11 protein-coding genes are annotated in these 11,611 nt (G+C 59.6%); 3 read left to right on the forward strand and 8 right to left on the reverse strand.

Annotation, left to right across the window (positions count from 1 at the left end; all coding sequences use genetic code 11):
* Positions 1-1,478 (reverse strand): molybdopterin cofactor-binding domain-containing protein (locus tag WCA53_RS17765; RefSeq protein ID WP_423913296.1); only part of this gene is annotated, 1,478 nt, incomplete at its 3' end.
* 27 nt (positions 1,479-1,505) lie between these two features.
* Positions 1,506-3,011, reverse strand: coding sequence for a xanthine dehydrogenase small subunit (gene xdhA / locus WCA53_RS17770; protein ID WP_423913299.1), 1,506 nt, complete (start codon positions 3,009-3,011; stop codon positions 1,506-1,508).
* 399 nt (positions 3,012-3,410) lie between these two features.
* Here xdhA and WCA53_RS17775 point away from each other — a divergent pair, with 399 nt between their 5' ends.
* Positions 3,411-5,207: a cytochrome c biogenesis protein DipZ gene (locus WCA53_RS17775; RefSeq protein WP_423913301.1), complete on the forward strand. Its 1,797-nt coding sequence runs from the start codon at positions 3,411-3,413 to the stop codon at positions 5,205-5,207.
* Here WCA53_RS17775 and WCA53_RS17780 read toward each other — a convergent pair.
* The 3 genes from WCA53_RS17780 to WCA53_RS17790 form a co-directional block, all read right to left on the reverse strand.
* The gene (locus tag WCA53_RS17780) at positions 5,204-5,797 is read right to left on the reverse strand and encodes a nitrogen fixation protein NifQ (protein WP_423913305.1); all 594 of its coding nucleotides are present in this window, start codon (positions 5,795-5,797) and stop codon (positions 5,204-5,206) included. The two genes, WCA53_RS17775 and WCA53_RS17780, sit on opposite strands and share 4 nt — an antisense overlap.
* Positions 5,794-6,279 (reverse strand): molybdopterin-dependent oxidoreductase, encoded by a 486-nt coding sequence (locus tag WCA53_RS17785; RefSeq protein WP_423913310.1) that lies wholly within the window; start codon positions 6,277-6,279, stop codon positions 5,794-5,796. Before WCA53_RS17785 ends, WCA53_RS17780 begins: the two co-directional genes overlap by 4 nt.
* 191 nt (positions 6,280-6,470) lie before the next feature.
* The gene (locus WCA53_RS17790; RefSeq protein ID WP_423913312.1) at positions 6,471-6,926 is read right to left on the reverse strand and encodes a fatty acid desaturase; all 456 of its coding nucleotides are present in this window, start codon (positions 6,924-6,926) and stop codon (positions 6,471-6,473) included.
* Positions 6,927-7,168: 242 nt separating this feature from the next.
* Here WCA53_RS17790 and WCA53_RS17795 point away from each other — a divergent pair, with 242 nt between their 5' ends.
* Positions 7,169-7,345, forward strand: a complete 177-nt coding sequence (locus tag WCA53_RS17795) for a hypothetical protein (RefSeq protein ID WP_423913315.1) — start codon at positions 7,169-7,171, stop codon at positions 7,343-7,345.
* Between the two features lie 23 nt (positions 7,346-7,368).
* Here the strand turns inward: WCA53_RS17795 and WCA53_RS17800 are convergent, their stop codons facing one another.
* Positions 7,369-8,370 carry a sugar ABC transporter substrate-binding protein gene (locus WCA53_RS17800; RefSeq protein ID WP_423913318.1) on the reverse strand — a complete coding sequence of 334 codons (1,002 nt, stop codon included), beginning with the start codon at positions 8,368-8,370 and terminating at the stop codon, positions 7,369-7,371.
* 138 nt (positions 8,371-8,508) lie between these two features.
* Here WCA53_RS17800 and WCA53_RS17805 point away from each other — a divergent pair, with 138 nt between their 5' ends.
* Positions 8,509-9,540: a LacI family DNA-binding transcriptional regulator gene (locus WCA53_RS17805; protein ID WP_423913321.1), complete on the forward strand. Its 1,032-nt coding sequence runs from the start codon at positions 8,509-8,511 to the stop codon at positions 9,538-9,540.
* Positions 9,541-9,999: 459 nt separating this feature from the next.
* On the opposite strand, the gene WCA53_RS17810 is transcribed toward WCA53_RS17805, so the two are convergent.
* Together WCA53_RS17810 and WCA53_RS17815 are read right to left on the reverse strand one after the other, a co-directional pair.
* The gene (locus WCA53_RS17810) at positions 10,000-10,353 is read right to left on the reverse strand and encodes a BON domain-containing protein (RefSeq protein ID WP_423913327.1); all 354 of its coding nucleotides are present in this window, start codon (positions 10,351-10,353) and stop codon (positions 10,000-10,002) included.
* A 295-nt stretch (positions 10,354-10,648) separates the two neighbouring features.
* A partial coding sequence (locus tag WCA53_RS17815; RefSeq protein ID WP_423913324.1) for a fumarylacetoacetate hydrolase family protein occupies positions 10,649-11,611 on the reverse strand: 963 nt, incomplete at its 5' end.

Genomic DNA, 11,611 nt, shown 5'->3' on the forward strand with positions numbered 1-11,611 from the left:
TGCCCCATCTCCGTGCCGCCGTGATTGACGAGTACCGAGCCGTCGGTATAGATGTGCACCAGCGCGCCGGCCTGGTTAAAGTGAGTCACGTTGAACGCGATGCCGAACTTCACCGGCGTCAGCGCGAGCCCCTTTTTCAGCACGTCGTTGTTCGCGTTGAATTCGCGCACGGCCTCGCGACGCGCGCGGTAATTGCTGGTGGCTTCGAGCTCGTCGAGCAGTTCGTGAATCACATTGTCTTCGACCGTCTGCCCGTAAGGCGTCACGTTGCGCTCGGTCTTGCCGTAAAGATTGCGGCGCCGCACGTCGAGCGAATCGAGGCCCAGCGAACGCGCGACGTTGTCGACTATGTACTCGATCGCGAACGCACCCTGCGGTCCGCCAAAACCGCGAAACGCCGTGTTGGACTGCGTGTTGGTCTTGCCGCAAAAACCATCTATCGACACATCGGGCAGCCAGTACGCATTGTCGAAATGACACAGCGCGCGCGTCATCACCGGGCCCGAGAGATCGGCCGAAAAACCGCAACGCGACGTCATGTCGACGGATACGCCGTCGATCAGGCCGGTGTCGTCATAGCCGACTTCGTAGGTGTAGTGAAAATCGTGCCGCTTGCCGGTGATCATCATGTCGTCGTCGCGGTCCGGACGCAGTTTCACCGGGCACAGCAGCTTCCATGCGGCGAGCGCCGCGCAGCACGCGAACAGGCCCGATTGCGATTCCTTGCCGCCGAAGCCACCACCCATCCGCCTGCATTCGACCAGCACGCTGTGCGACGCGACGTTGAGCATGTGCGCGACCATGTGCTGCATTTCCGACGGATGCTGAGTCGAGCACCATACGTGCATGCCGTCGTCGTCCTTTGGCACTGCGTACGAAATCTGCCCTTCCAGGTAAAACTGTTCTTGGCCGCCGAGCAGCATTTCACCGCTTTCGCGATGCGCGGCCCATGCGATCTTCGCGCCTGCGTCGCCACGCGCGAGCTTCATTGGAGGCAGCACGTGGGCGTTGGCCGCACGCGCCTGTTGCGGCGTGAGGATCGCGGGCAACTCTTCATACACGACCTCGGCCCGTCGTGCGGCGCGCCGGGCAATCTCGTGCGACATCGCGACGACAATGAACATCGGCTGACCGACAAATTGCACGACTCCATCGGCGAGGATCGGGTCGTCACCGTGAATGATCGGGCCGACATCGTTCGCGCCGGGGATGTCGTCGGCAGTGAAGACGGCGATAACGCCGGGCGTCGCACGCACAGCGTCGAATGACATCGACACGATCTTCGCATGTGCCTTCGCCGACAATCCGAGCGCCGCATGGAGCGTGCCGGCGACCACCGGAATGTCGTCGGTGTAGGTCGCGCGGCCGCTCACGTGCAGATGCGCGGATTCATGCGGACGCGAAACGTGGACCTGGGTGAAATCTGCTGCGAGAAGATCCTTCGCTTCCTTCAGGAACGGTTCGGCTTGCTGGTTCATTCTGTGGTTCTCCGTGTCCTTCGGGATTCAGGAAGCATTGACTGCGCGCACGTCGAGTGCGGCTTTCGGCAGCGGATTATCTGGACGGGTTTCAAGCCAGAAGCGATGCAACGTGTTTTTAGCGGCTTCGAGCCGGTAGTCGCTTGACGCGCGCATGTCCGACAACGGTGCGTAGTCCTTCGCGAGCGCGAGCATGGCGGCCTTCGCAGTCGCTTCGTGCCAGTCGGCGTCACGCAGCACGTCTTCCACGTTCGTCGCGCGCTTGGGCGTCGCGGCCATTCCGCCAAACGCTATGCGCGGCTCGCGGATCGTGTCACCTTCGGCGATGAACGAGAGCGCTGCGCATACCGCCGAGATATCCGAATCGAAACGCTTCGAGAGCTTGTAGGTGCGGAACCGCAGATTCGCGCGCACGCCGGTGCGCGTCGGCACTTTCAACCCGACAACGAATTCGTGCTCCGCCATGTCCTTCTTCTGATACGCGAGGTACAAGTCTTCGAGCGGCATCTCGCGCTCGACGTCGTTGCCGCGAACTATCACGCGCGCGCCGAGCGCGATCAGGCCGGGCATGGAATCGCCAATAGGCGAACCGTTCGCGATATTGCCGCCGAGCGTACCCGCATTGCGGATTGGCAGCGACGCGAAGCGTTTCCACATTTCCGTCAGTTCCGGATAGTGCTTCGCGAGTTCTTCGTAGGCCCGTTCAACCGTCACGCCCGCGCCGATTTCGATCCAGTCAGCCGACGTTTCGATCTTCTGCAAGGCGCCGATTTGCCCAACGTAGACGATATCCCCGAGATCGCGCATCAGTTTCGTGACCCACAAGCCGACGTCGGTGCTGCCGGCGAGGATGCGCGTAGACGGTTGCGCGGCCTTGATGCGTGCGAGTTCGTCGATGGTGCGCGGGGCGTCGAAGCGCTGGCCGGCATGTTCGTAGCGGAAGGTGTCTTCGCGTTCGAGCGTGGCGAGCGTGCGGGTCAGCGCGGCGAGATCAACCGGTGCTTTGGGCGCGGGAACTTCAAACATCCGCACCGCTGCGTCGACGATGGGTCGATAGCCGGTACAGCGGCACAGGTTGCCGGTCAGCGCGTCGGAGATGTCCGCGCGCGACGGTACGGTTTTGTTCGCACACGCATGTTCGTGTCCGTGCTTTTCATACAACGACCACATCGACATGACGAAGCCGGGCGTGCAAAAGCCGCACTGCGAGCCGTGACATTCGACCATCGCTTCCTGCACCGGATGCAGTGAACCGTCCGGCTGGCGCAGATCTTCGACGGTGAACAACGCTTTGCCGTCGAGCGTCGGCAGGAACTGGATGCATGCGTTGACCGCCTTGAACGTGATGCCACCCGCGTCGTCGCGTTCGCCGACGACGACCGTGCAAGCGCCGCAATCGCCTTCGGCGCAGCCTTCTTTCGTGCCCGTGCAAAGCGCGTCTTCGCGCAGGTACTGGAGGACGGTGCGGGTGACGGCAGCGTCGCTGACTTCGCGGATCGCGTTGCGGTGGTAGAAGCGGATGGGCTGGCTCATGTCTCGGTGCTCGCGTTGGTTTGCGCTGCTGCTTGTCGGGTCGTTATGACGTCGTGCTTGCTTCTTCGTTGCGTGGTACCGGGGCTTCTTCTGTGTGGCTAGAAACGCCGCAGTGACGGTCCGAAAAGTACCACCGTCAATATGTGTAGCCCATAGCGAGGAAGGCATGCACGGCATATCGTCGCGGCGATAAGGCACGGATTCCGGGGATGATCGCCGTGGCTGACATCCGCATTGGCGCAAAGCTCAGCCAAATCGAATATCCTTCGGCTGGCTGTAACCCGACGGCGTAATTTATCGAATTAACGGGTGTTCCTGGCAAAACGCCGCGCACCCTGACGTGCACCCGTCGCATCCTGAAGGCGCCTCGTAATCACCGCTTAAGAAAATCGTAAACCCATGCTTCTTATCATCCTGGCCTACCTTGGCGGTGTGCTGACCATCCTCAGTCCGTGCATCCTGCCTGTTCTACCGTTCGTTTTTTCGCGCGCCGATCAGCCGTTCATTCGTAGCGGCCTGCCGTTGCTTGCCGGAATGGCAATCACCTTCGCGGCTGTCGCGACGCTTGCAGCAGTGGGCGGAGGCTGGGTCACGCAGGCCAATCAATATGGCCGCTGGCTAGCAGTCGCCTTGCTAGCCGTGTTCGGCTTGACGCTGTTGTTGCCCAAGTTTGCCGACCACCTGATGCGTCCGATCGTCAGCGCAGGCAACCGGCTGACAAATTTTGCCCAAGCCGACGGGCAACAAGTGCGACCTGGGTCATCCTTTCTCTTGGGTATCGCCACGGGCCTGTTGTGGGCGCCGTGCGCCGGTCCGATCCTCGGTCTCTTGCTGACCGGCGCTGCACTTAAAGGCGCGAGCATCGGTACCACGTTGCTGCTCGTCGCCTACGCGGCCGGCGCGGCGACCTCGCTTGCCGTTGCGCTGCTGATCGGTGGACGCGTCTTCTCGGCGATGAAGCGTTCGCTCGGCGCAGGCGAGTGGATTCGAAGAGGGATCGGTGCAGCCATGCTGTGCGGCGTTGTCGCAATCTCGCTGGGGCTCGACACGGGCGTCCTGGCCCGAATTTCGACCGTCGCGACAGGCGGCTTTGAACAAAAGCTCGTCGACCGTTTTTCCGGCGCGGGTGGCGTTTCACCAGCATCGGAAACAGAACTGCATGCTGATTCAACGATCTCCCCCGGCACTGCGGTCAGCGCGACGCGGGTCGCCGCTCATGACAAAGTCTTGCCGGTGGAAGGCCAATTGCCTGACCTGACAGGCGCTGTGCAGTGGATCAACTCTGCGCCGCTGACGAAAGAGCAACTTCGCGGCAAGGTCGTCTTGATCGATTTCTGGACCTACTCGTGCATCAACTGCTTGCGCTCGTTGCCGTATATCGAGGCATGGGCGAAGAAGTATCGTGACCAAGGCCTTGTCGTGATCGGCGTCCATGCGCCAGAGTTCGCGTTTGAACGAAACATTGACAACGTCAAACGCGCGACACGGGACCTCGGCATTGATTATCCGGTTGCCGTCGACAACAACTATGCAATCTGGCGCTCATTTAATAACCAGTACTGGCCGGCACATTACTTCGTCGACGCTCAAGGGCGCATCCGATTCCACCATTTCGGCGAGGGGGATTACGATCAATCCGAACATGTCATTCAACAATTGCTGAGGGAAGCTGGCAATAAAAACGTCGCCACGACTTCCGGCACCGATGTTGCGCAAGGCGTGATGATGGCCCCGGACAATCACGACATGCTCTCGCCGGAGACTTACGTGGGCTACGAGCGCGCGCAAAACTTCGCATCCTCCGGTGGCGAGTCCCGCGATACAGCGCGCGACTATCCCGCCCCAACGGGGTTGGGTGTCAATGACTGGGGAATAAGCGGACTCTGGAATGTAGGCAGCGAGCACGCGACGCTTGAGCGTTCCGGAGGAGAAATCGTTTACCGATTCCATGCGCGGGACCTTCACCTCGTCCTCGGACCGGGTAAAGACAACAAGCCGGTGCGATTCCGCGTCAGTATCGACGGCGCTTCACCTGGAAACAACCACGGTAGCGACGTCATGGCCGATGGAACCGGCACGGTGACCGAGCAGCGTTTGTACCAGTTGGTAAGGCAAACGGGAGACGTCAAGGATCATACGTTCACGATTGAATTCCTTGATCCGGGTGTCGAAGCCTACGCGTTCACGTTCGGCTAAGTTAGTGGGGATTCACCCACGTCGCCGGGATAACAGTATGCGAAGTCCTCGCAGCCTGGGCATCCTGGCGCGTGCGTGATGACGCGTCCGCTTGCCAATGCCACTTCCTGTGCGAGAAATTTCTTCCAGCGCATCTGCTGCACATTGCGTGCAACGAGATCAGGATAGTGACGTTGCAGGATGTCAGTGACGTCGTCGCGTCCGGTGAGCCCGAGGTCGCGCCAGAGATGATCGGGGCGCAGGCATGCAGTGGAGATGATCGTCGCGAGACAATGCGCATCGGCGGCGCACGTCGTCGCCGTGACGTCGTGCAGGAGAAGCAGTTCTCGCAATTCACTCACGAACTCTGAATGCGGCGACAGCAGGACGGCAATAGGGGGATCAACGTCATCCAGCGCGTGCGGAAAGTGCCGCTCGACCACCGCCTCAAGTTCCTTGCGGCTCAAGCCGAGCAGCAGTAACTCACGTGCATGAAACCTTGCGCCGATAAGGCGTGCGAACGCGATCGTATCGGCTGCGGCGGGGTTCAGTGCACGAGATAGCAACGCGTGCGCGGCACGCTCGGTCTCGATGAGTTGCGCATCGTTCATTGCCGCGCTGAACCGAGCACGATCGCCTCAACGCGCGCGAGACGCTTCACATGCCTCGGCGCGCGCACCGTATCCGCACCGGAAACCAGCACGGGCAGGCCGTCGTCAATATCGAGCAAGCGGTCCGCGCAAGCGTACGCAACGAGCACGCGATCGCCGATCGGCGAATTGAATAGCTCATGCCACGAGAAGGTGACCGCATAGCCGTCGTGCCCGTGCGCGAGGAACACGGTTCGCTTGAAGTCCGAGCTTCCCGGACGACGCACGCCCGCAGCGTCGAGCAAAACGCGCAACTGTACGCCGCGATAGCTGTCCACGGGACGAATGAAGCGCCCACTCGTAAAGCAGAACAGATCAAACGGCTCAAGCGATACGCTCTCGTATTCTTGCAACGCGGCGAGATCGAGTGAAAGCGGTTGCTCGACCGTGCCACCGATCGTAAGGATCGGTTCGGTAAGAACAATCGATGATAAATCGGCCATATGCAAACTCGCTGGGAACGTTCGAATCAGGCTGAAACGAAATCCGTAATATCTGAGAGGATATTACGCGGATGACGAGTCGTTAGCATAATTTTGACGGTATACCGCTCATGGCGGCCAGCGGCTCCGTCGCATTGGCAAGGGGTCGCGCCCCAGGAAGGAGTCCTCTCACGCTCACACAGCTCACACACTCACGCAGCCGCTGTCCGCTGCTGCCCCTCGGGAAGCTCGCGAACGACCACATATTCTGGATCCCGTCTTTGCCTCGCAAAGACGACAAGGATCTCGCACCAGGTCTCCCAGAGGCCTGAGTACGGACGCGGCATCTGCGACGCGACACTCGCGTGCAAGCGGGGAAGAGCATGAAACGGAATACTGGGAAACATGTGATGTTCAATATGGTAGTTCATGTTCCAGTAGAGAAACCGCACGGCCGGGTTCAGGATCACAGTGCGGCTCGACACACGATGATCGAGGACGTTCTCCCTCAAGCCAGTATGCTGAGTCAATGCGCACAATTCATGCAGCCAGGTTCCATATGCGCGCGGCAGAAAAAGGAACATGATCGGAAGCCAGCTGTGCGCCAGGATCGCCCACACGAAGATTGCGACGTAACAGGCCAGCAGCACGCGTGAGTTGTCGCGCATCTTCTTGTATTCAGATTCGGGAACGACCTCTTTCGCACCCTTGGTGATAGTTCCGAAGCTGTGAAGGACTGCTGCAGGCAGGGGGATTTATTGGACTGGTTCTCGCCACCGGCGTACTTGCGTATTTTTCCCTCGGCACCGCGTGGGTCATCCCGGCGTTCCTGATCTACGGCACCGTCTTTGCCTTCAGCGAAGCCGCTGCACACGAACTCGGCCACGGGACGGTGTTCGAGAGTCGATGGATGAACGAGACTGCTTATTGGATCATTTGCTTTATGTCGTGGCGCGAACAAGTCTATAGCAGATGGCTGCATGCGAAGCACCACACGTTCACGCACCTGACTGATGCACCGTACAAGGACCTGTTCACGGCATGTCTCCATCGTATCGATAAAAAAGCTATCTGGACCCCGCTATAGGGACGCGGAACTCCCCCGCGCCCCTATGCGGGTCCGACACTAGGCCCTGAACTGACCGTCGTCCCGGTGTAGACAGGCTTCAGGTCATACTTCGTCAGTCGTGCCTTGACCTTCTCGTCTGTCTTCAACGCTGCCACGATGTGAGCGGCGTCTGTCGTCTTGTCCCGGATCGCGATCGCCAGCGCGGCGACCGAAAGGTATCCCTGCAGGTAAGGCTGCTGGTCGATGGCAAATGCAATATCCCCAGACTGGATTGCCTTGAGAATGTCCGGTGAAAGATCGAATGTCGCGACATAGATCTTTCGCTTCATCCCGGCGTCGCTAATGCCACGAAGGACGCCGGTTGCCTGATCAGGGCCCAGCGCGAGCACGGCCTGGGTTGCCGGGTGGAGACGAAGGTACGCGGCGACCTTGCCTTTGATAACCGTCGGATCTTCTCCGCTATCTATCGTCGCCTCCTTGTAGTTGACACCAATAGCATCCGCGAACCCCTTGCAGCGGTCCCACAGAGCCTGGATATCTGCACCATGATTTATGCAGAGGAAGCTGTGAATCCCTGCCGCCTTGGCCCGTTCCCCTGCCGCCTTGCCAGCCTCATATTCCGGCTGGCCGATGTGCATGATCGCGCCGAGTTTCATGCCGAACTCCGGGCCGCCATTGATGGTCACGAGGGGAATATGCTTCGCCTTCACCCCGGCCAATCCGTTCTGGATCATCTCGAAGTTAGGAACAGTCGTGATCACGCCGCTGTAGTTGTGCGCCGCAGCCTGTTCAAGGATACGAACCATGTCACCGGTGTCGCCGGTGGGTGGATTGCGGTAGTCAACCGGGACGCTAAAGTCCTCGCTGGCATCGCGCATACCGTTCTTTACGGTGTTCCACCACACGTTCGAGTCCGAGCCGTGACTGACCATCACAAATCGCTCTTCAGCACCTGCCGCGGCGGTACCCAAACCCGTGACGAGCGCCGCCGCGGCCAACACTGCGAGCACGCGCCTGGCCATGCCTGATTTCGTTTGTCCCATGGTACTTGTCTCCTGAGTCTGCCTTGTGGTTGTCGCTGGAAAAACGGACGCTTCGTGCAATGGCTAAAATGTAGTTGATTGACTTTTAGCTCTCAAACGCTATCTTGATGAAACTTCCTCAAAACCGAAGGCAGCGAGATGACGGGTCGGCGAAAGACAAGCATGGCCGATGTGGCGAGGGCCGCAGAGGTGAGCTATGCAACCGTGGAGCGGGTGCTGAATGGGCGCGGGGGCGTCGCAAGAGAAAAGGAATCGCGCGTCCTTGAGTGGGCGCGAAAGCTGAAGATCGACCGGTCCCTGGACGAGGTTTCCGCGCGATGGCTCAGGATCGTCATCCTTACGCAGAAACCAACGTCGCCTTACTATGTGTCGCTCAAGCAAGGGTTCGAACTCGCACAAAAGTCATTCGAAGCGTACCGGGTGATGTGTCAACTGACGTTCTTCGACGATCTCGAGCCGCAGACGATCGCCGCGACACTCAACCGAACCGCCCAGAAAGCCGATGGCGTCATCATCGTGGCGCATGAACATCCCGTCATAGTCGACGCAGTATCCAAAGTTGTCCTGAGGATTCCCGTCGTGACGCTTGCGAGCGATCTTCCCGGCACGGGGCGACTTGCCTACGTCGGAATTGATAATCGAAGTGCCGGGCGCATCGCCGGCGAATTGATGGGCCGGTTTCTGGGCGCCGACGGCGGACAGGTCATCGTAATCGCGGGCTTGCGCAACTTCCTGGGGCACGAGGAACGCGATGGAGCCTTTCGCTCGGTGTTGCGTCGCAGGTTCCCGGCGTGCGAAGTGGTTGCCACGGTCGAGAGCCACGAAAACGCGGAGTCAACCGAGCGCCTTACCCGCGACGCATTCAGGAAATATCCTGCGCTGCGCGGGATCTACAACATCTCTGTTGGTGACGAAGGCATAGCGCGCACGCTGAGGGCGTTGGGACGTGAGCAATCGACGATATTGATTGGTCACGAACTCACTGAGATCAGTCGTTCCCTTTTGATCGACGGGATCATGGACGCGGTGCTCGACCAGAGTCCGTTCGTCGAGGCCGTCCGGTCCGTGGAGGTTATCCTCCAGCACTACAATCGCGGTACACCGTCAGGCCTCCCGTTGCAGACCGCAGTGTCGATCTACCTCCAGGAGAACCTTCCTCCGACCGCATGAGGCTTCGGATGACTGTTTGGGGAAATCGAAAAGCCCGCAGTCTTCCATGGCCTTTTCGTTCAGCAGTACTTTCTTTGACAGCGGCGGACACTCGTACGGTATATCGCGCTCGGCGCACGACAAGAGAAGCTTTCCGGTCCAGCCCTCAGCGCGCAGCGTATGATTTGAAAACCCATCGTGCATCCGCTCTCTTGAGGAGATTTCCTCAAGCGCTGTAACTCGCAAGCGTGATGCCGGACAATCCTGTTCACGCGGGGGCTTTATTCAAAACAACTGGAACATGCCGAGTCGGCTGCCAGTAACCAAGACACTAAGGAGATCAAGGAAATGGTGCTTGCGTCAGAGATGCGTAGAAGGGTCGGGAGATAACCCGGGAGATAAGAGAAACAGCGCCCTTCGTGATGAAGGGCGCTATCCATTCAGGCAACGGAGCGTCAGGCGAAGCTCCGCGTTATTCGCTTACTGACCGATTGCACGGACCGTCAGCGCGTTCTTCACCGACGTCACGCCTGCCACACCTTGGGCTGTTTTTGTAGCGATGTCACCTTGCTGCAGTTCCGGCACAGTCCCTTCGAGCGTCACTGCGCCGCTGCGTGCACGGACCAGAATGTTCGAAACGTCCAGGCCCTTCGCCCTGGCCAGTGCATGACGCACGCTCTTCTGCAGGGCGCGGTTCGCCTGCTTGGAGCTCGGCGCAGCTGCGCTCGACGTCGCCGCCGCGTCGCTACTTTGCGCATACGCACTGAAGGAACTGAAAGACGCCAGAACAACAAGCGCGCAGCCGACCAATTTTACTGAGTGCATTACCTTCATTTTCTTTTTTCTCCTGTTGTCATTATTTACGACGATCCAAAATCGGAACGCGGCACTACACCAGCCGGTTACCTCGGGATCAAATCTGAATGTAACCGTACTGAGGATCAGACGGTCTGGCTGGTAATCAAGCGAACCAAAGCACGTGTGCGCCTGCGATGCCGCTTTTATTTTACCTGCATTCATTCTCTCCTGTTGTCAGAATTTACTTTACAACAGTCCCGAATGCGGCCAAGGCACTATGACGTTCAATCATACATAAGGGTTATCGATTAGTATTGTTAAGTGGCTGGCTTTAATAACTCGTGTTAAGGAGACCGCGCGCCGCCAGGTTTTGATAAAGCGCCCGCACGCCGAAGGTCCACGGTTCGATCTCAGTGCTCAGCTCTACCGTATTGGTCAGCGCACCCAGTTGCGGCGTCGATATCGTCACCCGGTCACCGAGATGGTGAGTAAAGCCGCCGCCCGGCACGTCGCGATCCTTGATGGGCGAGAACATCGTGCCGAGAAAGAGCATGAACCCGTCCGGATATTGATGATGGCGGCCATGGGTCTGTGCGACGAGGTCGGCCGGGTCCCGGCTGATTTCGCTCATGTGGCTCACGCCTTCGAGCACGAAGTGGTCGTCGGCGCCTTCTACGCGCAGTGACACGCTGACGCTACGCACGGAGTCGAGATTGAAGGTGTCGTCAAAGAGCCTCACGAACGGGCCAATGGCACATGAGCCGTTGTTGTCCTTGCACTTGCCGAGCAGCAGCGCCGAGCGACCCTCAATATCACGCAGGTTGACGTCATTACCCAGCGTCGCACCGACGACCTCGCCCCGGCTATTGACCGCCAGCACGATTTCAGGCTCGGGGTTGTTCCAGGTTGACGCGGCAAGCAGTCCTACATTGGCGCCGAAGCCCACCGCCGACATCGGCTGCGACTTCGAAAACACTTCGGCATCCGGGCCGATGCCCACTTCCATGTACTGTGACCAGGCACCGCGCCGCTGGAGTTCGGCCTTAAGCTTCATCGCCGCTTCTGAGCCCGGCACGATCTTCGACAGGTCGGTGCCAATCACGGACGCGATGGTCTCGCGGACTTCCTTGGCCTTCGCCGGGTCGCCGCCCGCCTGCTCCTCGATAACGCGCTCGATCAGGCTCACGGCGAACGTCACACCGCACGCCTTGATGGCCTGCACGTCACAGGGCGCGAGCAGTCGCACTGCCGAACCGCCCGCGCCGGGCACGTTGGCCGCGACAAGCGCTTCGAC

Origin of the sequence: Caballeronia sp. (assembly GCF_049581465.1) — a bacterium.
Lineage (GTDB): Bacteria > Pseudomonadota > Gammaproteobacteria > Burkholderiales > Burkholderiaceae > Caballeronia.